Raw genomic sequence first — 21,101 nt, 5'->3', positions numbered from 1 at the left:
ATCCGATGAGCAAGTCCGATATCGAAATCGCGCGCGAAGCGACCATGAAGCCGATCACCGAGATCGGCGACAAGATCGGCATTCCCGCCGACCAGTTGATGCAGTATGGGCCCAGCAAGGCGAAGATTTCCTACGATTTCCTGCAGTCGATCCAGGACCGTCCGAACGGCAAGCTCGTGCTCGTCACCGCGATCAGCCCGACCCCCGCCGGCGAGGGTAAGACGACGACGACGGTCGGTCTCGGCGATGGCCTCAACCGCATCGGCAAGAAGGCGATGATCTGCCTGCGCGAGCCCTCGCTCGGTCCTTGCTTCGGGGTCAAGGGTGGCGCGGCCGGCGGCGGCTATGCCCAGGTCGTGCCGATGGAGGATATCAACCTCCATTTCACCGGCGATTTCCATGCGATCGGCGCGGCGCACAATCTGCTCTCCGCGCTGATCGACAATCATATCTATTGGGGCAACGACCTCGGCTTCGACGAGCGCCGCGTCACCTGGCGGCGCGTGCTGGACATGAACGATCGGGCGCTGCGCGATATCGTCTCCTCGCTCGGCGGGGTGGCGAACGGCTTCCCGCGCCAGACCGGTTTCGACATCACGGTCGCGTCCGAGGTGATGGCCATCTTCTGCCTCGCCGACGGTCTCAAGGATCTGCAGGAGCGCCTCGGCGCCATCGTCGTCGGCTATACCCGCGAGAAGAAGGCGATCTATGCCCGCGACCTGAAGGCCGAGGGGCCGATGACCGTCCTGCTCAAGGACGCGCTGATGCCGAACCTGGTGCAGACGCTGGAGAACAACCCGGCCTTCATCCATGGCGGCCCCTTCGCCAATATCGCGCATGGCTGCAATACCGTGTCGGCCACCAAGGCGGGCCTGAAGCTCGCCGACTATACCGTGACCGAGGCCGGTTTCGGCGCCGATCTGGGCGCGGAGAAGTTCTTCGACATCAAGTGCCGCAAGGCCGGGATCAGCCCGGACGCGGTGGTGATCGTCGCGACCGTCCGCGCGCTCAAGATGCATGGCGGCGTGGCCAAGGACCAACTCGGCGAGGAGAATGTCGAGGCGGTCAAGAAGGGCCTGGAGAATCTGGGCCGTCATATCCGCAATGTCGCCAAGTTCGGCGTGCCGGCGGTCGTCGCGGTCAACAAGTTCATCAAGGACACCGACGCCGAACATCGCGCGATCCAGGAGTATGTCGCGGAACTCGGCGCGGAAGCCGTGATTTGCGAGCATTGGGCCAAGGGGTCCGAAGGGACCGAGCAACTGGCGCAGAAGGTCGTCGCGCTGGTCGAGGGCGGCACCGCGGATTTCCGCACGCTCTATGACGACGACACCGGCCTGCTGGCGAAGATCGAGACCGTCGCCAAGGAAATCTACGGCGCCGATGGTATCGCGGCCGACAAGAAGGTGCGCGATCAACTCGCCCAGTGGGAGGCCGACGGCTTCGGCAAGCTGCCGGTCTGCATGGCGAAGACGCAGTACAGCTTTTCCACCGACCCCACGCTGCGCGGTGCGCCCACGGGCCATACCGTGCCGGTGCGCGAGGTGCGGCTGTCCGCCGGCGCCGGCTTCATCGTCGCCATCTGCGGCGAGATCATGACCATGCCGGGCCTGCCCCGCGTGCCCAGCGCCAACCACATCAAGCTGAACGAGAAGGGCCAGATCGAGGGGCTGTTCTAAACGCTCCACCCGCATCGCCCGTCCATTCGACGCCCCCCGGCACCCGCCGGGGGGCGTTCGCTTGCCCGGAGCTCGACCTTGCGCCCCGCCCCCTTATTGCGGATAACCGGGACACTTGCAGGACGGACCAGCGACGAGGAGGCCCCGATGAGCGACGCGAAGACCCTGGACCAGCCCGCCACCGATCCGGCGTTCCACGAGATGTTCCCGCTGGGGGCGGACGAGACGCCCTATCGCAAGCTGGCCGACGGCGATTTCATCAAGACGGCCACGTTCGAGGGCGAGGAGATCGTGAAGATCGACCCGGAGGCGCTGCGGCTCCTGTCCGAGGAAGCCTTCCGCGACATCAATCACCTGCTGCGACCGGGACACCTGCAACAACTCGCCAATATCCTGCAGGACCCGGAAGCGTCCGCGAACGACCGCTTCGTCGCCTTCGACCTGTTGAAGAACGCGAATATCGCGGCCGGCGGCGTGTTGCCGATGTGCCAGGACACTGGCACGGCGATCATCATGGGCAAGAAGGGCCGGCGCATCTGGACCGACGGGACGGATGCCAGCGCGCTGGGGCAGGGTGTGCTGGACGCCTATGACCGCAACAATCTGCGCTACAGTCAGGTTTCGCCCGTCTCCATGTTCGAGGAGAAGAACACCCGGAACAACCTGCCCGCCCAGATCGACCTCTATGCCGAGGGCAAGGGGCAGGCGGAGGACGCCTATAAGTTCCTCTTCGTTGCCAAGGGCGGCGGGTCCGCCAACAAGACCTTCCTGCATCAGGCGACGCCGTCCCTGGTCGACCGGGAGCGGATGCTGGCCTTCCTGGACGAGAAGATCCGCACGCTGGGCACCGCGGCCTGCCCGCCCTATCACCTGGCGATCGTGATCGGCGGCACCTCGGCGGAGATGAACCTGAAGACGGTGAAGCTCGCCTCCTGCCGCTATCTCGACGGCCTGCCGACGCAGGGTGGGGAGACCGGCCAGGCCTTCCGCGACCTGGAGATGGAAGAGGCCGTCCATGAGATGACCCGAAACATGGGCATCGGCGCGCAGTTCGGCGGCAAGTATTTCTGCCACGACGTGCGCGTCATCCGCCTGCCGCGTCACGGCGCGTCGCTGCCGGTCGGCATCGGTGTTTCCTGCTCCGCCGACCGTCAGGCCAAGGGCAAGATCACCAAGGACGGCATCTATCTGGAGGCGCTGGAGCGCGAGCCGGCCAAGTACCTGCCCGAGATCGACGAGAGCGAGTTCGAGGGCGACGTCGTCCAGGTCGATCTGTCGAAGCCGATGGCGGAGCAGTTGGCGCTGCTGTCCCAATATCCGATCCGCACGCGCCTCAGCCTGACGGGCACCATCATCGTCGCGCGCGACTCCGCCCACCGAAAGCTGCGGGAGCGGCTGGCGAAGGGCGAGCCGCTGCCGCAATATTTCAAGGATCACCCGATCTACTACGCCGGTCCGGCGAAGACCCCGGAGGGCTATGCCTCCGGTTCCTTCGGGCCGACCACGGCCGGGCGCATGGACGGCTTCGTGGATGAGTTCCAGGCCGCCGGCGGCTCCATGATCATGCTGGCCAAGGGCAATCGCAGCGCCGCCGTCACCAAGGCCTGCGCCAAGCATGGCGGCTTCTATCTGGGGTCCATCGGCGGGCCGGCGGCGCGTCTCGCCCAGGATTGCATCCGCAAGGTGGAGTGCCTGGAATATCCCGAACTCGGCATGGAGGCGATCTGGAAGATCGAGGTCGAGAACTTCCCCGCTTTCATCGTGGTCGATGACAAGGGCAATGATTTCTTCAAGGATCTGAAGATCTGAGCGCCGTCGCGGATCTTCAATAAGCCGCTTTCCCGACGCCTCGAGTCGTGTAGATTTTCGCGACTGTTCCGTTTCCGACATCGCTGTCGGAAACGGCGTGAGAGGGAAGAGGGCATCGGCCATGTTCGAGGGGACGCCGGACAAGCTGCCGCAGCATTTCGGCTATCTGATGCTGCCGAATTTCTCGCTGATGGCCTTCTCCTCGGCGGTGGAGCCGTTGCGGGCGGCCAACACGCTTTCCGGCAAGACGCTCTATCGCTGGACGCTGCTCTCCGCCGACGGGGCGCCGGTGGCGGCGTCCAACGGCATTTCCGTGATGCCGGAGATGGCGATCGGCGGCTACCAGTCCTTCGACGCGGTGATCGCCATCGGCGGGGCCGGGACGGAACGGGTGAAGGACCCGCGCATCATCGGCTATCTGCGCCGGATCGCGCGGATGGGCACCCATCTGGGCGCCGTTTCCACCGCGCCCTATGTGCTGGCCCATGCGGGGCTTCTCGATAGCCGGCGCTGCACCATCCATTGGGAATATATGGATGGGTTCCGGGAGGATTATCCGCATCTGGACGTGACGGACGAGTTGTTCGAGATCGACGGGCCGATCTTCACCTGTTCCGGTGGCACGGCGGCGATCGACCTGATGCTGCATCTGGTGAGCGCCCAGCATGGGCACGACCTGGCGGCCGCCGTCTCCGAATGGTTCATCCACAAGCAAATCCGCGAGCAGGGGGAGCATCAGCGCATGGCGCTGCGTTTCCGGGTCGGTGTCAGCCACCCGAAGCTTCTGGCCGCCATCGCGGAGATGGAGGAGAATCTGGAGGCGCCGGTCGAGCGGGAGGATATCGCCGAGGCCGTGGGGCTCTCCACCCGCCAGTTGGAGCGGCTGTTCCGGAAATATCTCAACGCCACGCCGCGCAAATACTATTTCACCCTGCGCATGCAGCGCGCGCGTATCCTGCTGCGTCAGACGACGATGTCCGTTCTGGACGTCGCGCTGGCATGCGGGTTCGTCTCCGCCTCGCACTTCGCGAAATGCTATCGCGAGCATTTCGGCCACAGCCCGCGCGAGGATCGCTCGCCCGAGGCATGATCCCGTGGGGTGTGATTCCCTGGGGCGTGATCCGCGAGGCGCGGGATATGGACGAGGTGGTCTATTCCGACGCCTCGCCCTCGGCCGACGGCGCGGCCTCCTCCTCCGGCATGTTTTTCTGGATCAGGTCCAGGATCTTGATCGCGAGGTCGTAGGGCATCTCCATCTGGATATTGACCCGCATCGCGTCCGGCAGGCTGTCCGATCCGATGAATTCCAGAACTTTGTCGGCCATGATCTTCGCTCGCTCCTTCGATCGGGTGCCTGCCTCGCGTGCTGGGATGGGCGGCCCGTCGGTTCCTCATATCCTCGCTTCGGCGTGTCGGCGCGGCGCTCAGTTCGCGGCCGTGCCGCCATCCGTGCCGCCAGTCTGGGCCGCGTCGGCGGGCGCCGCGGCGTCGGTCTTCGTCGTGCTTGCTTTTTTCGCCTTCGCGGCCTCGGCCTGGGCGGCCTTCTTGGCGGCGGCCTCGGCCTTGCGCCGGTCGGCTTCGGCGCGGCGCCGTTCGGCCTCCGCCTGCTTCTTCGCCTTGTCCTTGTAATCATGGACGATGCCAAGCACCGCCATCGCCTCGGCATGCGGCAATTCCAGGTCGAGCTTTACCCGGATTTGGCCGGGCGGGCTCTCGTTGCCGCTCAGTTCGACGATATCATCGCTCATGGCGTCTCCCCCTTTGTCGTGGCTTCGCGCCCGCGCTGTCGTTGAGTGTAGGCATAAAGCGCCCTGGTGCGCCAGGGATGTTGAAACGCTTTCTTTTCAAGAAGTTGGAGGGGGGATTCCTGAGCATCAAATAGCGTCAGGGATTCCGGGATTTTATTGGAAGACTCCAGAAGGTTCGCCAAGTAACAACCCTGACAAAAACCCGGGTGAATTCGGCACTTGCAAGAATTTTCTAATTCGATTTTACTTCGCAATGGGATAAGAGGGCGCCGCGCCGAATCGGCGGGCGGCCGCCCATCAATCGCGAGCGGGTTGACGGCCGGGCGGGCCGCCAATCGATGTCGCCCGGGAACAGCCGTGCCCGGGAGGCGAACCATACGGGGGGACGTCGATGTCCGACAGCATCCAGCACAAGATCGGCCGGGTCCGCCCGCCGCGTGTCCAGATCACCTATGACGTGGAGATCGGCGGCGCGATCGAGATGAAGGAGCTTCCCTTCGTCATGGGCATCATCGCGGACCTGTCCGGCAAGCCGACGGAACCGCTGCCCAAGATGAAGGAGCGGAAGTTCGTCGAGATCGACCGCGACAATTTCAACGACGTGATGGCCGGCGTGAAGCCGCGCGCGGCCTATCAGGTCGACAACCGCATGGCGGACGAGGACAGCGAGGACGCCGGCAAGATGAATGTCGAGCTGACCTTCCGCAGCCTCGACGATTTCGAGCCGGAGAACGTCGTGCGGCAGATCGAGCCGCTGAAGAAGCTGTTCGATGCGCGCCGGCGGCTGGCGGACCTGATGACCAAGCTCGACGGCAACGACGATCTCGATCGTCTGCTGCGCGAGATGGTTTCCGACGCCGACAAGCAGAAGGAGCTGAAGAAGCTCCTCGAAGAGGCGAAAAGCGGCGACGAATAGGCCGCCCCCGCGCATCGACTAGAATCGAGCGGGGCACACTGGCTCCTCGCGCCGCGACCGCCGAGGCGGCGGGGCGGGCCGGGGCGAAGGGAAGCGAGCGATGGCTGACGAAAAAAGCGAAATGAACGTCCTCGAGCAGATCATGACCGAGGGCAGGCTGGCCCGGGCGGAGGAGCAGAAGCCCTATGCCGTCGATCTGGTCGGCGAATTCATCGACAGCGTCGTGGCCGAGGGGACGGATGTCTCCGCCGACACGGCCGCGTTGATCTCGCAAAAGATCGCCGAGATCGACGCGCTGATCTCCGAGCAACTCAACGAGATCATGCACCATGCCGATTTCCAGGCGCTGGAGAGCACATGGCGCGGCATGCATTATCTCGTCATGAACACCGAGACGAGCACCAAGCTCAAGCTGCGGGTTCTCAACGCCAACAAGAAGGACGTGCTGACCGACCTGGAGAAGGCGGTCGAGTTCGACCAGTCGGCTCTATTCAAGAAGATCTACGAGGAGGAATACGGCACCTTCGGCGGCCACCCCTACAGCGCCCTCATGGTCGATTTCGAGTTCGGCCGTCATCCGCAGGACATGGCGCTTCTGGAGAAGCTGGCGGAGGTGGCGGCGGCCGCGCACGCGCCGATGGTCTCGGCGGCCAATCCGCGGCTGTTCGACATGGACAGTTTCACCGATCTCGGCGGGCCGCGCGATCTCGCCAAGATCTTCGAGAGCGCGGAACTCATCAAATGGCGCAGCTTCCGCGACAGCGAGGAAAGCCGCTATGTCGCGCTGACATTGCCTCACGTTCTGCTGCGCCTGCCCTACGGGCCCGACACGGTGCCGGTCGAGGGGTTCGAGTTCGTCGAGGATGTCGATGGCCGCGATCATTCGCGCTATCTCTGGGGCAATGCCGGTTGGGCACTCGCCCAGCGCATTACCAACGCCTTCTCGCTTTATGGCTGGACGGCGGCGATCCGCGGCGTCGAGGGCGGCGGCACGGTGAAGGGGCTGCCCGCGCATACCTTCAAGACCGACGACGGCGAGATCGCGTTGAAATGCCCGACGGAAATCGCCATCACCGACCGGCGGGAAAAGGAACTCTCCGACCTCGGCTTCATCGCGCTGTGTCACTGTAAGGGCACGGACTATGCCGCCTTCTTCGGCGGTCAGACGGCGCAGAAGCCGAAGAAGTACAATCTCGACAGCGCCAATGCGAATGCCGCGCTCTCCGCGCGCCTGCCCTATGTGCTCGCGGCCTCGCGTTTCGCCCACTATCTCAAGGCGATCATGCGCGACAAGATCGGCAGCTTCCTGACGGCCGCCAATGTCGAGGATTACCTCAACACCTGGATCGCGAACTACGTGCTGCTGACGGACGATGCGCCGCAGGCGACGAAGGCACGTTTCCCGCTGCGCGAGGCGCGGATCGACGTGCGGGAGATTCCGGGCAAGCCGGGTGCCTATAACGCGACCGTCTTCCTGAAGCCGCATTTCCAGCTCGAGGAGCTCACCGCCTCGGTCCGTCTCGTGGCCGAACTGCCGCCGCCGGCGGCCTGATCGACGATCGCCGCCGCGCGCCCGGCCCACCGGTGTCGGGGCGCCTAACGGCTAGCAATAGGGGAACGCCGTCATGGACGTGCTGGTCATGAAGATCGATGGGGTGGAGGGCGAGGCCACCATCGAGGGCTATGAGAAACAGATCCTGTGCCAGAGCTTCAATCACTCGGTGCACAACCATCTGCATACCGACGTCTCCAATGTCGGCCGGTCGCGCGGGCGGGTGGAGCATAGCGATTTCGTCATCTCGAAATACGCCGACAAGTCCTCGCCGCTGCTGAATTTCAAATGCTGCATGGGTGCCAATCTCGGCACCGTGATCTTCACCGTCCTGCGTACCGCGGGCGAGAAGGCCCATACGCCGCAACTGATCTATACCTTCGAGAACGCCATGGTTTCCTCCGTGTCGATCTCCGGCGGCGGCGGCGACACGCCGATCGAGATGGTCAGTCTCAACTACACCAAGATCAAATGGGAGGTGAAGGTTCAGTCGCAGGATGTGAAGGAGCCGGGCTCCATCGCCTCCGAATGGGACGTCACCGTCAACAAGGGCGCGTAGGCTGGCGACCCGGCGGGGGTGGAAAGCACAAGGTCGCACGCGCTTGCCCGCGCGGCGCGCGGCGGCCGGGCCGGGAGCTAGATCATGCGTCCCCTCCATTCCACCGACGGCGCCCGCGCCCCGCTCTTCGATCGGTTGATCGACGAGACTCCGTCCGTCACGGCGGAGCCGATTCCCCGGATCGCGATCGATATCGAAGCGCTGGCCCGGTCGATCGAGCGCGAGGTGCGTATGTTGCTCAACACCCGCTGTCCCTTGCGGGAATCCGAGGTCGATTACGGCGCGCGCACGGTGATCGATTACGGCCTCGTCGATCTGAACGCCTTCTTCACCGACAGCGTTGAGGACAAGCGCCGGCTGGCGAGCCATGTCGCGCGCACCATCGCGGCCTATGAGCCCAGGCTGGCGTCGGTCAATGTGACGATCGGCGGGCTTCACCGGGAGACCCGCGTGCTGGAGGTCGAGGTTTCCGGCGAGATGCGCTACGGCACGGTCACCCAGCCGATCGCCTTTCCCGTGCGCATCGCGCCGCCCGGCGAGGAAGGCGACGAGCAGGGCGAGGCCGGGGAGACGGCCCGATGAGCGACGATTACCGCGAGGAGCTTCTGCCGCATTACCAGCGGGAACTCGATTATCTTCGTCGCATGGGGCGCGCCTTTGGCGAGACCTATCCGAAGGTGGCGGGCCGCCTGGAGATGGGCGAGGGCGAGAGCGCCGATCCCCATGTCGAGCGCCTGATCGAGAGCTTCGCCTTCCTGACCGCGCGCATCCAGCAGAATATCGACGCGGAGTTTCCGAAGATTCCGGAGGCGCTGCTCGGCATCCTCTATCCGCAATTCACCTGTCCGACGCCCTCGATGACGATCGCGCGCCTGCGCCCGGACCCGGAGCGCGGGAAACTCACCGGCGGTCATCCGATCCCGAGGGGAACGCCGCTTTTCGCCACCGCCCCGAACGGCATGACCTGCCGGTTCCGCACCGGCTATCCGGTCACGCTCTGGCCGCTGGAGGTGGCGGAGGCCGGGTTTCAGTCGACCGACGGCTATGACTTCCTCGACCATCGGCCGGATGTGAACGCGGTCCTGCGGCTGTCGATCAAGACGACGGACGCGGCGATCTCGGAACTCGGACTCGACCGGCTGCGCGTCCATCTCAACGCGGACAGGGTCACGGCCGATACGCTCTATGAATTGTTGTTCGTCCATGCGCGGTCGGTCGTGTTGTTGCCCGACGGCCGGCGCGACCGGCCGATCGAACTCGGCCCGGCGGCGATCGAACCGGTCGGCTTCGAGCGCGAGGATGCGGTGATCGACGTGCCACCGCACGGTCAGCCCGCCTATCACCTGCTGCAGGAATATTTCACGATCCCGGAGAAGTTCCTGTTCTTCGATCTTGCGGGATTGCGGCCCGGCGATGCGCGGCAGCGTCTCGATATCCTGATCCTGTTGGACAAGGCCCCGAAGCGCCGTCTCAGCATCGATGCGGAGACCTTCGCGCTTCACTGCACCCCGGTCGTCAATCTGTTCCGCAAGACCTCCGAGCCCGTGCGCATCGATGGGCGGCAGAGCGAGTATCGCCTCGTCGCCGACCGGCGGCGGGAGCGGATCACGGAAATTCACTCGATCCTCGACGTCACGGCCAGCAACCTGCCGGAGGCCGACGCCTATCGGGTGGAGCCCTTCTTCTCCTATTCCCACGGTGCGAGCCAGACACGCGGCGGGCAGGGCGCGCATGCCTTCTGGTACGCGCGGCGCGACGCGACCAGTCGCGGCGACCTGCGCGGCACCGATATGTGGATCAGCTTTCTCGACCTCGATTGGCGGCCGGCGAAACCTGCGGCGACCACGCTCTACGCCCATACGCTGTGCACCAACAGGGGCTTGGCCGAACAGCTTCAGGCCGGTGCCCTTCTGCAGATCGAGGAGAGCGCGCCGCTCGCCGGAATCGATGTGCTCTACAAGCCGACGCGCCAGTTGAACCCGCCGCTCGGCGGGGAAACCCTGTGGCGGCTGGTCTCGCATCTCTCGCTCAACTATCTCTCGCTCAGCCAGTTCGAGGGTTCCCTGAAGGCGTTGCAGGAGATCCTGCGCCTCTATGCCCGAACCGGCGATCCGGCGGTGGAACAGCAGATCAACGGCATCGTGCGCATGGAATGCCGGCGCGCCGTGCGCCGCCTGGGGCCGGAGGCCTGGCGTGGCTTCGCGCGCGGGGTCGATGTCAACCTGACCTTCGACGAGGGGGCCTATGTCGGGTCCAGCGCGATCCTCCTGGCCTCGGTCCTGAACCGGTTCCTCGGGCTCTATGCCTCGATCAACTCGTTCGCGCAGCTCACCGCGCGCTCCCAGCAACGCGAAGGGATCTGGAAGCAATGGCCGCCTCGCGCCGGCGATCAATTCCTCCTCTGATCCGCGCGCTGGAGGAGGAGCCCTATCGCTTCGATTTCTATCAGGCGGTGCGGGTTCTCGAATTGTCGCGCGGTCTCGATTTCGAGGATGGTGGCCTCGTCCTGTCCGGCGACGATCCGGAGTCCGCTTCCCCACCCGCCGTGCCGGTCGGGGAGACCGGCGATCCGAGGCGCGAGGCCGTGCGCTTCACCGCCGACCCCTCGCTTGCCTTCCCGGCCAGTTCGATCCGCGATTTGACGCTGGCCGACCGGCCGGACCGGCCGGCGCGCATGACGACGCGGTTCCTGGGGCTGGTCGGTGCCATGGGCCCCATGCCGCGGGTGATGACGGAACGCTTCCTCGCCCGCGCCGCCCGGAAGGATCATGCCTGGCGCGCCTTCTTCGATATCTTCAATCACCGGCTGATATCGCTCATGGTGCGGGTGCGCAAGGCGCACCGACTGGCCTTGGAGAACAGGCCGCCCCATCGCGGACCCGTCGGGCGGTTCCTCTTCAGCTTCATGGGGCTCGGCACCCCTGGGCAGCGCGACCGGATGACGGTGCCGGACCGCTCGCTGCAACGCTATGCCGGGCTGCTTGTCCATCGCCCGCGAACGGCGTTGGGATTGGAACAGATGTTCCAGGACCATTTCGGCGTGCCGATGCGGGTTCGGCAGTTCGTCGGAACCTGGTTCCGGCTGGAACGCGATCAATGGACGCATCTGGGGGCGCGGCCGGGTGTGCCGGGTGGCATGACGGGGGGGCGGAATAACGCGCTCGGCCGGACGGCGGTGCTCGGCACGCGTTTCTGGGAGCAGCAGGCGGGGATAGAACTCGTCATCGGGCCGCTCGATCTCGACCGTTTCCTTGAGTTCCTGCCGGGCGCACCGGCGAACCGGCCCCTGCTGTCGATGGTGCTGTTCTATGTTTCCCCGGAATTCAACTTCACCGCCCGGCTCGTGTTGAAACGCGATCAGGTGCCGCCCATGCGGCTTGGTGGCGATATGCGGCTCGGTTGGACGACGTGGCTCTCCACCCATCCGCCCGCGCGCGATGACGAGCAGGTCCGCATCACCATCCGCGACGAGGGCGCGCTGACCCGGCTGTAAGGCGGTGCCATCGCTTTCCCCGGGAGCCGCCCAAAAAAATGCCCGCCGGCGCATTGGCGCGCCGACGGGCCGGTTCATCCCGCCGATGGCGGAATGGGATGGCGAATGGATCAGTCCGGCAGCGCGACGGCGTCGATCGCATGAATCACGCCGTTATCGGTGTCGATATCGGTGGCCACGATATGGGCGTTATCGTAGTAGATGCCGCCGCCCGTCGCATCGATTCGAACCGCGTCGCCGTTGACGGTTTGGGGGCGAAAGCCGCTTTTCTGCATGGCTTCCTGCGAGAGCAGCGTGCCGGAAACGACGTGATAGGTGAGAAGCTCGCGAAGCTCCTCCTTATTCTCCGGTTGCATCAGCGCGTCGAGTCGGCCGGCCGGCAATTTCGAGAAGGCCTCGTCGGTCGGCGCGAAGACGGTGAAGGTGTTGCTGTTCAGCATCTCGGTCAGCCCGGCGGCCTCGACCGCCCGGGTGAAGGTCGAGAACCGTGTGTCCTCGCCGGCCGTCTGCATCAGCGTCGCGGCGTTGGCGGTCCCCATGGCAAGCATGGCCGGAACGGCGATGGCTGCGGCGGCGGTCACGGATCGATGTTTCATCATGGGCTCTCCTTGCAACATTGCTTCGGAACACGAAACAACACCTAGGATCGCTTCGCGATGGGACAAGGGGTGGGGGATCAATTCTCCGGACCGATCCATTCGGAAAGATAGCGCGTGGGATCGGGCCGCTTCTTGGTCCGTTGCTGCTCTCCCGGCGTGCCCATATAGACATAGCCGATGAGTTGATCCTTTTCCGCGAAGCCGAGGGCCTTGCGGACCATGGGGTCATGCGCCGTCCAGCCGGTCAGCAGGATCGCGCCCCACCCGTCCGCATGGGCGGCGAGCAAGAGATTCTGCGCGGCGCAGGCGGTGGCGATCACCTGTTCCTCCGGCGGAACCTTCGGGTGGTTTTCCGTGATCTCGGCCACCACGGCGACGATCAGCGGGGAGCGCAGCGGCTTGCCGCGAAGCGCGGCGATTTCATCTGCCGCGACATCGGGATCGCGGGCGCGCAAGGCCTTTTCGAAGATGTCCGCCAGACGGTTGCGTGCCTCTCCCCGGATGGCGAGGAAGCGCCAGGGCCGGATCGCGCCATGGTCGGGCGCGGTGACGGCGGCGCTCAACAACCGTTCCAGGGCGGTGTCGTCCGGGGCGGGCTCGTTCAACTCGACCGCCTTGATCGACTGGCGGGAACTCAGAAATTGGATCAGATCGTCCGAGGTGACCCCGGTCATGGGCATTCTCCGATAGGATTTATAATTGCGAGAGAGTCGCATCTGGCGTTTATTTAGGAACTCCCCGCATGTCAAAAAAGGGCATCAACAGGAATCCGGCCAGCAATCCGCCCAGATGGGCCTCCCAGGCGATGGCCCCCTCGATCCCGGATATGCGTGGCGCCACCCCCATCAGGAGCGTGATCCCCACATAGACGCCCGCGATCACGAAGGCGCGGCGGCGCTGATTGAAGGGGAAGGGGGCAGGCGGCACCCCCGCCGGCGGATAGAGCGCGACGCGCAGGATCGCGCCCAACAGACCGAAGATCGCCCCGGAGGCGCCGACCAGCGGCGATATACCCTGGGGCGTGAAGGCGGTGAACATGAAGGCCCCTGCCGCCGCCGTCAGTCCATAGAGCAGCAGGAATTGCACGCCGCCCATGCGCCGCGCCACGGGGGCCCCGAAGGCGAGCAGAAAGCCCATATTGACCAGCAGATGCGCCCACCCGCCATGGATCAGCGTATGCCCGAACGGGGAAATCAGGATGGCGGCGAGGTCGGTTTCCCACGCGCCCGCGGAGCCGTAGCGCGCCGGAATGAAGGCGAGCGTCAGGAAGGCGCGTCCCACCCATTCCCCGGTCCCGAGCCAGCCATTCATCGCGAGCAGGCGGATGACATGGGCGGCGATCGTCACGCCCGCGACCCAGCGCACGATGGTCGGTGCGTTCAGAAGCGGTTGCCTCGTGCCGCCGGACGGGGGCGCGCGGAAAGGGGAACGGGGAGACGGTTTCATGGGGGATATGGGCCTTCGGTTGACGGTGCTCGGGCTCCCGGATCATGCCGGTCGCCCCCGGAAGGGTCAAAGCGCATCACCCACCCCTTGCCGGTGCCGCGCGGGGCGGGTGCTCATGCGAGGGTCGAGGTCCCGCCCGTGGTGGTCCGCATGATATAGGGGGGCGCGGCCAGATGGCCATGCGGTCCTCCCCCCCCGGAGGGGGCGTCGATGCCCCACGGGATGGCGGAGGGGACGCCGCGTTCCTGGAAAGCTGCCCGATGCTTGGGCATAATCCGCCAGCGCGCGGACCATGGGAAAAGGAATAGCAGAACGCCGCGCCAAGGGAGGATCGATGAATCTCGCCAAATGGGTGGAGCATGCGGCCCGGGCTCATCCGGATGTGGCCGCGACGGGTTGGGGTAAGGCCATCCACCGCGACTATGCGGACATGGGCGCGCGCGCCGCGCGTCTCGCCGCCGGTTTGCGGGACAACGGACCACGCGGGGCCGGCCTCGCGCCCGGCGCGCGTGTCGCCCTGCTGGCCCGTAATCACCCGGCCTATGTCGAGGCCATGGTCGCGATCTGGCATGCCGGGCTCGCCGTCGTGCCGATCAACAACAAGCTGCACCGGGACGAGGTCGCCTATATCCTCGACGCGGCCCGTGTGTCCCATGTCCTCGTCACGCCGGACTTGGCGGAGACGGTCTCCGGCGGGCGCGTGGCGATCGACTTGGAGGGCGCGGCCTATGAGGCGCTGATCGCCGATCACGACCCGATGCCGGTGGCGGATGTGGCGCCGGACGATCCGGCGTGGCTGTTCTATACCTCGGGGACGACCGGGCGACCCAAGGGCGCCATCCTCAGCCATCGCAACCTGATGGCCATGACGGCGGCCTATCTGGCGGATATCGCCCCGATCGCGCCGGGCGACGCCTGCCTGCACGCCGCACCGATGAGCCATGGCTCCGGCCTCTATATCGTGCCGCACCTGGCCCATGCGGGGACCAACGTGGTGCCGGAAAGCGGCGGCTTCTCCCCACCGGAGATCGTCGAGACCCTGACGGCCTGGCCCGGAACGGCGATGTTCGCCGCCCCCACCATGGTGAACCGGCTGGTGCGCTGGGAGGGGGAGATCACGGAAACCGCCCTCGCCAACCTGAAATGCATAATCTATGGCGGCGCGCCGATGTATGCGGAGGACGCGGCCGCCGCCCTCGGCCGTCTCGGCCCCCGGCTGGCCCAACTCTACGGTCAGGGGGAAAGCCCGATGACCATCACCTGCCTGCGCCGGGAGGAGATCGCGGATCGCGACCACCCGGATTGGCGCGCGCGCCTGGGCTCCGCCGGGCGGCCCTATTTCAATACCGAGGTGCGCGTGGTCGACGATGACGGGCGGGACGTGCCGACCGGGGAGTCGGGCGAGATCGTCTGCCGGGGCAACAGCGTCATGCTGGGCTATCTCGACGATCCGGACGCGACGGCGAGGACGCTGCGCGACGGGTGGCTTCATACCGGCGATATAGGGGCCTTCGACGCCTCCGGTTTCCTAATCCTCAAGGACCGGTCGAAGGATCTCATCATCTCCGGCGGCACGAACATCTATCCACGCGAGGTGGAGGAGGTGCTGCTGACCCATCCGGCGGTCTCCGAGTGCTCCGTCATCGGACGACCGGACCCGGAATGGGGGGAAATCGTCATCGCCTATATCGTGGGATCGGCGACGGCCGACACGCTCGACGCGCTCTGTCTCGACCGCATGGCGCGGTTCAAGCGGCCCAAGCATTATGTCCATGTGGACGAATTGCCCAAGAGCAATTACGGGAAGATCCTGAAGACCGAACTGCGCGCGCTCGACACCGCGAGAGAGGACGCCGCGAGGGGGGACGTCACGAGGGGGACGGGGACCATGGAACCGGTGGCCACCAAGGAGATGGGGACATGACGAAACGGACAGGCGGCTGCCAGTGCGGCGCCGTGCGCTACGAGGTGACGGGGGAGCCGCTCGACACCGGCTATTGCCATTGCTCGATCTGCCGGCGTCTGTCGGGCGGGCCGGCGCAAGTCTATGCGGAATTTCCGGCGGAGGCGGTGCGCTATATCAAGGGCGCGCCCAGCATCTACCGTTCCAGCGAGGGCGCCCAGCGCCGCTTCTGCCCAACCTGTGGCAGCCATCTGGAGTTCCGCGACCGCGACCACCCGGAAAGTATTTCGATCGAGGCGATGACGCTCGACCGGCCGGGGGATTTGCCGCCGCGTCGCCATATCTTCGAGGCGGACCGCCTGCCCTGGTTCCAGGTCACGGACGATCTGCCGCGTCACGCACGGGGCGAGGACTGACGGGAAACAGAACCGTCCGGCCCGAGCCGTCCGACAAAAAGTGAAAATCAGGGAGAAACCATGACAAAACGCCTGGAGGGCAAGATCGCGCTCGTGGTGGGGGCCGGCTCCGTCGGCCCCGGCTGGGGCAACGGTAAGGCGACGGCGGCGCTCTTCGCGCGGGAGGGGGCCACGGTCGTGTGCGCCGACGTCAATGCGAAGGCCGCCGAGGAGACCGTCGAGATCATCAAGGGCGAGGGCGGGGAGGCGATGGCGCTATCCGTCGATGTCGCGAAATCGGCCGAGATCGAGGCGGTCATCGCACGGACTGTCGAGGCGCATGGGCGGCTCGACGTGCTCGACTACAATGTCGGGATCGCCCATGTCGGCGGGGTGGTCGAGTTGCCGGAGGCGGAGTGGGACCGCGTCTTCGACGTCAATCTGAAGGGCTGCTATCTCGCGATGAAATACGCTATCCCGCATATGGAGGCGGCGGGCGGTGGATCGATCGTCAATATCTCCTCGATCGCGGCGATCCGCTATACGGGCGTTCCCTACAGCACCTATTACGCAACCAAGGCGGCGATGAATCACCTGACCAAGACCACGGCCGTGCAGTACGCGCCGAAGGGCATCCGGATCAACGCGGTCCTGCCCGGCCTGATGAAGACGCCGATGGTCGAGAAATCGACGGGCCTCGCCGGCGAGTACGCGAGGGGGGATGTCGAGGAGATGTGGAAGATTCGCGATTCGCAATGTCCGATGGGCCATATGGGCGATGCCTGGGACGTCGCCAATGCCTGCCTTTTCCTGGCCAGCGACGAATCGCGCTATGTCACGGGCTTGGAATTGGTGGTCGATGGCGGCATCACGCTTAAATATAGTTGAGGCGGCGAGGCGATCCTCGATCGCGGAGTGGGGAGTTATCGGCCGCGATGGCTGACGGCACGCAGATCGCCATGACCTATGAGCCGCACGAGGACCGCATCCTCGTGCGTTATCCGGCGCAGGGACGGGAAGTGCGGCTTTGGATGACGCGCCGCATGGCGTCGCGTTGGCTGGGGGCGACGGCCAAGATCCTGGATCATGTCCAAGGCATGGGCGCGGCGCCGGTCGATCAGCGCCGCGCGGTCAGCCAGTTCCGCCGGGAAAGCGCCGTCGCCCAGGCCGATTTCACGCGGCCATACAACCCGACCGGGAACGGCCCGGACGCGGAAAAGGCCGCGCCGGATACCGATACCGTGGTGGATGGCGACGGGAACGGCAAGGAAACGGGGCAGGGATCGGGACTGCCGCCCTTCCCGCCGGACGGGCCGCTTCTGGTCGGGCGGATGACCATCAACGCCAAGAAGAACGGCATCATGGAGGTCATCCTGTCGGAAGGCGGCGACAATACGCGGAAAGTCACCCTCGCCGTCAGCGAGCGGGAGATGCATGGCCTGACCCATATGCTGATCATGACCGCCAACCGCGCGCAATGGGGCCTCGCCGACCCCAGCCTGCCGGACCCCAAGGCCCCCAAGGTACCCCAACGCGTTAACTGATATCGCGGGTGCTATTCGCGGCGTGTTTCCCGGTCGCGTCCCTTGTTCCAACGGGCGCTCAGGCGGAAGAAGGCGGGCGCGGCCATCACCACCAGGATGATGCGCACCATGTGGTGCGTCGCGACGAAGGCGACGTCCGTCCCCAGTGCCAGTGCCACCAGCGACATTTCCGCCAGCCCTCCGGGCGCGTAGGCGAGAACGACCGTATCTACCTCCATCCCCACCAGCCAGTGAAGCAACAGGGCGAAGAAGGCGCACACCGCCAGCATGATCGCGGTCGCGCCGACGGAGATGCGCAGTACCCGGAAAATCTCCGCCCGCGCGACACCGACGAACCGGCAGCCGATCACGGTGCCGATGATCCATTGAGCCAGATTGACGATTTCCCGCGGCGGCTGCGAAGCGCTCCACCCCATCAGGTGGACGAAGGCGCTGATTATCATCGGGCCGATCAGCAGCGCCGCCGGCAGGCGCAGCAGCTTGGCGACCGGCACGCCCACCACGGCGCAGGTGGCGAGGATCGCATAGTCCTTCAGGCTGACCTCGTCGATGGAAACGCCGAAGGCGGACCGGTTCGACATGTCGATATCCGTGGTCAGGCGGAAGAAGATCGGGATCAGCAGCACGGCCAGCAGGATACGGCTGGCATGGGTCAGGACGATGCGCCGGTCGTCGCCGCCATAGGCATGGCCGACCAACATCATCTCGTTCAGCCCGCCGGGCATGCCGGCGAAGAAGGCCGTGACGCGATCATAGCCGCCGACCCGACGGAAATAAGGATAGGCGAGCGCCCCGACCGTCGCGACATAGGCCCCCAGCATCGCTAGGCTGACCGCCCATTGGCTGGCCCGGCCTAGCATCTCGGGGCTGAATCCCGACCCCAGCATGATGCCGAGGATCGCGATCATCGGCGGGCGGATCGGCATCGGCCCTCGGATCGGTACCTTCAGGAGGGCAAGGGCGGTGCATACGCACATCGGCCCCAGCATCCAGGGCAACGGCAGGGAAACCGCCTGGGCGCCGAAGGCGCCGGCCGCGCCGGCCGCCAAGGCGAGGACCATCGGGCCGATATCCGCGCGCACGACCCCCATCATTCGACCGGACCTTCGCGCATGCCGGCATCCTCGATCGCCGCGTGGAAGAGTGCCGCATCCGGCGCGGGAAGGGCCTCGGCCAGTGCACGCGGCCTGTCGGTATCGAAGCAATGGGCGCGGAAGCCAAGCGCGCGGGCGGCCGCCACGTTCTCCGCGCGGTCGTCGATGAAGAGGGTGCGGGCGGGGGTGATGCCGAATCGCTCGATCACGATTTGATAGATCGTGGGCTCCGGCTTGATGACACCCTCATGGGCGGAGATCACGCGGCCGTCGAATTCCGTCAGGATCGGGTAATGTGGTTCGCTCCAGACCATGTGGTCGGCGGCATAGTTGCTGAGTGCGTAGACCGGTCGCCCGGCGGTGCGCAAGGCACGCAGGAAGGCCACGGTTTCCGGAATTTCACCGGCGATGGTCTCGATCCATCGGCGCTCATAGGTTCGGAAACTCTCCAAATGCTCCGGTGCGCGGGCGGCGACCCGTGCCTCGGCCTCCGCGACGGTGAGGCCACGATCCTGGTCCAGGATCAATCCCGGCAGGTCGATCGCCGCGGAGAAGTCGCGCACCGCCGTGCCGTCGCCGCCGAAGAGATCATGGAGCAGGACCTCAGGCGTCCAGCGGATCAGCACATTGCCGATATCGAAGAGATAGGTGTCGATCGGATAGGGAGGGGACATGGCATTCCTGATAGCGCGATTTCTCCGAATGGGCAAAGCACCAAGCTTGACCTCTCGGCGAGGATGATTATTTTACACCTTGTTGCAGTGCAATATCGGGAAGGATCGTGTCGATGGATGGTGGAAGTCGGACAAGCGAGGCAACGGCGGAGAAGGCCACATTTCCGATTCCGGACAATGTGTTCGCCGAAACCGTGACGGAGGTCGAACATTATACCGACAGCCTTTTCCGGTTCCGGATCACGCGCCCGGCCAGTTTCCGCTTCCGCTCCGGCGAATTCTGCATGATCGGCCTGCCGAATGCGGAAAAGCCGGTGTATCGCGCCTATTCGGTTGCCAGCCCTTCCTGGGACGACACGCTCGAATTCTATTCGATCAAGGTGCCGGACGGTCCGCTGACGCAGCACCTTCAGAAAATCCAACCGGGCGACACGGTGCTCATGCGCAAGAAGCCGACGGGCACGTTGGTCAATGATGCGTTGCTGCCGGGCAAGCGGGTCTATTTCTTCGCCACCGGCACCGGCATCGCGCCTTTCGCCAGCTTGATTCGCGATCCCGAGACCTATGAGAAATTCGATCAGGTCATCCTGACCCATACCTGCCGCACCTCGGCCGAACTGCGCTATGGCGAGGAACTCGTGGCCGCGTTGCGGGACGACCCGCTGGTCGGAGAGATGGTGGACGGCCATCTCATCCATTATACCAGCGTTACTCGCGAGCCCGATTTTCCGCGCCGGGGCCGGATCACGGAACTGGTCGACAGCGGTAAACTCGCCGCCGATCTGGGGTTGCCGCCGATCGGTCCGGAGGAGGATCGCGCGATGATCTGCGGGTCGATGGCGATGTTGGCGGACGTGAAGGCGATGTGCATCGCCCACGGCCTAGAGGAAGGCGCCAACAACCGGCCGGGACAGTTCGTTGTGGAAAAAGCCTTCGCCGAATAATGGGCGGGACACATGGACGAGGCGGGTGGGGTTCAGCTCTTGCCCGTGATCCGTGTCAGCGTCTCCGGCTCCACGACCTTCGCGATCTTTTCGCACCGCCCGGCGCGCTTGTGGTAAGGCAGGATCAGGCGCGTATAGCTCCAGGGCAATCCGGCGATCGAGATATGGCTCCGCTTGGCCAATGTCGGCCGCCCCTCGCACGCGGCCGAGAAGAGCGAGGCGAGGACCAGCGGGCCGTCCTCCTCATCGAAGAAATCATGGACCGATATGCCGCGCATTTCCCGGCCATAGAGATCGCAGGCCGTCGTGCCAGCCAAGCGGACGGTAGCATCCTTCTGCTCGAAGTCGAGGTCGACCAACATCATGTGCGAGAGTGCCCGGGGCGGGATCAGAACCGGGTCGATCGTATCCGGCGGATCGGGATCGCAGAGGTTCAGCCACGCCGCGTATGTCTCCGCGAGGATCGGGTAATCCGCGACGCACTCGATATCCAGCGGCTTGTCCACCGTGGGAAACAGGGCTTTGCTCAGGCTTCCGGGCTTGCCGGGGTGGCCGTTCATCGTCGACCCTCGCTTGATTGCATGCCATATCGCCACATTCGATGGGACCATTAGAAGTAAAGCGTCGCCGGACAAGGTGAAAGAGGCCCGCCCTCCGTGAAAATGCGCGGACAGCCACGGAGCCGGCCCGGGACATGAAAAAGCCCCCGGCCGCGATGGCCGGGGGCAGTTCACAGGGAGCACCGT

The 21,101-nt window shown here is 65.3% G+C and carries 22 protein-coding genes; 14 read left to right on the top strand and 8 right to left on the bottom strand.

Annotated features, from left to right (window positions below):
• The first annotated feature begins 5 nt into the window (after window positions 1-5).
• The 3 genes from KAJ83_RS10200 to KAJ83_RS10190 all read left to right on the top strand — a co-directional run bounded on the left by KAJ83_RS10200 (window position 6) and on the right by KAJ83_RS10190 (window position 4,578).
• Complete coding sequence (locus tag KAJ83_RS10200) at window positions 6-1,679, top strand: formate--tetrahydrofolate ligase (protein ID WP_210681964.1); 1,674 nt, start codon at window positions 6-8, stop codon at window positions 1,677-1,679.
• Between the two features lie 147 nt (window positions 1,680-1,826).
• Complete coding sequence (locus KAJ83_RS10195; protein ID WP_246484430.1) at window positions 1,827-3,488, top strand: fumarate hydratase; 1,662 nt, start codon at window positions 1,827-1,829, stop codon at window positions 3,486-3,488.
• A gap of 121 nt (window positions 3,489-3,609) precedes the next feature.
• Window positions 3,610-4,578 (top strand): GlxA family transcriptional regulator, encoded by a 969-nt coding sequence (locus tag KAJ83_RS10190; RefSeq protein ID WP_210681963.1) that lies wholly within the window; start codon window positions 3,610-3,612, stop codon window positions 4,576-4,578.
• Between the two features lie 61 nt (window positions 4,579-4,639).
• Here the strand turns inward: KAJ83_RS10190 and KAJ83_RS10185 are convergent, their stop codons facing one another.
• Window positions 4,640-4,813: a hypothetical protein gene (locus KAJ83_RS10185; protein WP_210681962.1), complete on the bottom strand. Its 174-nt coding sequence runs from the start codon at window positions 4,811-4,813 to the stop codon at window positions 4,640-4,642.
• 99 nt (window positions 4,814-4,912) lie between these two features.
• Window positions 4,913-5,236: a hypothetical protein gene (locus KAJ83_RS10180; protein ID WP_210681961.1), complete on the bottom strand. Its 324-nt coding sequence runs from the start codon at window positions 5,234-5,236 to the stop codon at window positions 4,913-4,915.
• A 391-nt stretch (window positions 5,237-5,627) separates the two neighbouring features.
• Here KAJ83_RS10180 and tssB point away from each other — a divergent pair, with 391 nt between their 5' ends.
• From tssB to tssG, 6 genes are all read left to right on the top strand, one after another.
• Window positions 5,628-6,152 (top strand): type VI secretion system contractile sheath small subunit, encoded by a 525-nt coding sequence (gene tssB / locus KAJ83_RS10175; RefSeq protein WP_210681960.1) that lies wholly within the window; start codon window positions 5,628-5,630, stop codon window positions 6,150-6,152.
• A 100-nt stretch (window positions 6,153-6,252) separates the two neighbouring features.
• A complete protein-coding gene (gene tssC / locus KAJ83_RS10170) occupies window positions 6,253-7,704 on the top strand; it encodes a type VI secretion system contractile sheath large subunit (protein ID WP_210681959.1) in 1,452 nt (483 codons plus the stop codon).
• A 73-nt stretch (window positions 7,705-7,777) separates the two neighbouring features.
• On the top strand, window positions 7,778-8,263 hold the full coding sequence (locus tag KAJ83_RS10165; RefSeq protein ID WP_210681958.1) for an Hcp family type VI secretion system effector: 486 nt from the start codon (window positions 7,778-7,780) through the stop codon (window positions 8,261-8,263).
• Window positions 8,264-8,347: 84 nt separating this feature from the next.
• On the top strand, window positions 8,348-8,845 hold the full coding sequence (gene tssE, locus KAJ83_RS10160; protein ID WP_210681957.1) for a type VI secretion system baseplate subunit TssE: 498 nt from the start codon (window positions 8,348-8,350) through the stop codon (window positions 8,843-8,845).
• Window positions 8,842-10,668 (top strand): type VI secretion system baseplate subunit TssF, encoded by a 1,827-nt coding sequence (gene tssF, locus KAJ83_RS10155; protein WP_210681956.1) that lies wholly within the window; start codon window positions 8,842-8,844, stop codon window positions 10,666-10,668. The genes tssE and tssF overlap by 4 nt, the downstream gene beginning before the upstream one ends.
• Complete coding sequence (gene tssG, locus KAJ83_RS10150; RefSeq protein WP_210681955.1) at window positions 10,632-11,756, top strand: type VI secretion system baseplate subunit TssG; 1,125 nt, start codon at window positions 10,632-10,634, stop codon at window positions 11,754-11,756. Before tssF ends, tssG begins: the two co-directional genes overlap by 37 nt.
• A gap of 110 nt (window positions 11,757-11,866) precedes the next feature.
• On the opposite strand, the gene KAJ83_RS10145 is transcribed toward tssG, so the two are convergent.
• The 3 genes from KAJ83_RS10145 to KAJ83_RS10135 all read right to left on the bottom strand — a co-directional run bounded on the left by KAJ83_RS10145 (window position 11,867) and on the right by KAJ83_RS10135 (window position 13,801).
• Window positions 11,867-12,355 carry a fasciclin domain-containing protein gene (locus KAJ83_RS10145; RefSeq protein WP_210681954.1) on the bottom strand — a complete coding sequence of 163 codons (489 nt, stop codon included), beginning with the start codon at window positions 12,353-12,355 and terminating at the stop codon, window positions 11,867-11,869.
• Between the two features lie 77 nt (window positions 12,356-12,432).
• Complete coding sequence (locus KAJ83_RS10140; RefSeq protein ID WP_210681953.1) at window positions 12,433-13,029, bottom strand: nitroreductase family protein; 597 nt, start codon at window positions 13,027-13,029, stop codon at window positions 12,433-12,435.
• A 49-nt stretch (window positions 13,030-13,078) separates the two neighbouring features.
• Complete coding sequence (locus KAJ83_RS10135) at window positions 13,079-13,801, bottom strand: rhomboid family intramembrane serine protease (protein ID WP_210681952.1); 723 nt, start codon at window positions 13,799-13,801, stop codon at window positions 13,079-13,081.
• 334 nt (window positions 13,802-14,135) lie between these two features.
• Between KAJ83_RS10135 and KAJ83_RS10130 the strand changes: the two genes are divergently transcribed.
• Genes KAJ83_RS10130 through KAJ83_RS10115 form a run of 4 tightly spaced genes read left to right on the top strand, consistent with a single transcriptional unit; the run spans window position 14,136 to window position 17,643 of the window.
• Window positions 14,136-15,725: an AMP-binding protein gene (locus KAJ83_RS10130; RefSeq protein ID WP_210681951.1), complete on the top strand. Its 1,590-nt coding sequence runs from the start codon at window positions 14,136-14,138 to the stop codon at window positions 15,723-15,725.
• Entirely contained in the window at window positions 15,722-16,120 is a 399-nt protein-coding gene (locus KAJ83_RS10125) for a GFA family protein (protein ID WP_210681950.1), read from the top strand. Before KAJ83_RS10130 ends, KAJ83_RS10125 begins: the two co-directional genes overlap by 4 nt.
• 60 nt (window positions 16,121-16,180) lie before the next feature.
• Complete coding sequence (locus tag KAJ83_RS10120) at window positions 16,181-16,987, top strand: SDR family NAD(P)-dependent oxidoreductase (protein ID WP_210681949.1); 807 nt, start codon at window positions 16,181-16,183, stop codon at window positions 16,985-16,987.
• Between the two features lie 47 nt (window positions 16,988-17,034).
• The gene (locus KAJ83_RS10115) at window positions 17,035-17,643 is read left to right on the top strand and encodes a hypothetical protein (protein WP_210681948.1); all 609 of its coding nucleotides are present in this window, start codon (window positions 17,035-17,037) and stop codon (window positions 17,641-17,643) included.
• Window positions 17,644-17,654: 11 nt separating this feature from the next.
• Here KAJ83_RS10115 and KAJ83_RS10110 read toward each other — a convergent pair whose 3' ends face one another.
• Window positions 17,655-18,737, bottom strand: coding sequence for an AbrB family transcriptional regulator (locus KAJ83_RS10110; RefSeq protein ID WP_210681947.1), 1,083 nt, complete (start codon window positions 18,735-18,737; stop codon window positions 17,655-17,657).
• Entirely contained in the window at window positions 18,734-19,411 is a 678-nt protein-coding gene (locus KAJ83_RS10105) for an HAD family hydrolase (protein WP_210681946.1), read from the bottom strand. The genes KAJ83_RS10110 and KAJ83_RS10105 overlap by 4 nt, the downstream gene beginning before the upstream one ends.
• A gap of 113 nt (window positions 19,412-19,524) precedes the next feature.
• On the opposite strand from KAJ83_RS10105, the gene KAJ83_RS10100 reads away from it, so the two are divergent.
• A complete protein-coding gene (locus KAJ83_RS10100) occupies window positions 19,525-20,355 on the top strand; it encodes a ferredoxin--NADP reductase (protein ID WP_210681945.1) in 831 nt (276 codons plus the stop codon).
• A gap of 32 nt (window positions 20,356-20,387) precedes the next feature.
• On the opposite strand, the gene KAJ83_RS10095 is transcribed toward KAJ83_RS10100, so the two are convergent.
• Window positions 20,388-20,915, bottom strand: a complete 528-nt coding sequence (locus tag KAJ83_RS10095; protein WP_210681944.1) for a PAS domain-containing protein — start codon at window positions 20,913-20,915, stop codon at window positions 20,388-20,390.
• Window positions 20,916-21,101: the final 186 nt, after the last annotated feature.

This window comes from Marivibrio halodurans, assembly GCF_017963645.1.
Lineage (GTDB): Bacteria > Pseudomonadota > Alphaproteobacteria > UBA8366 > Aestuariispiraceae > Marivibrio > Marivibrio halodurans.
This window is presented reverse-complemented; position numbering and strand designations above follow the sequence as displayed.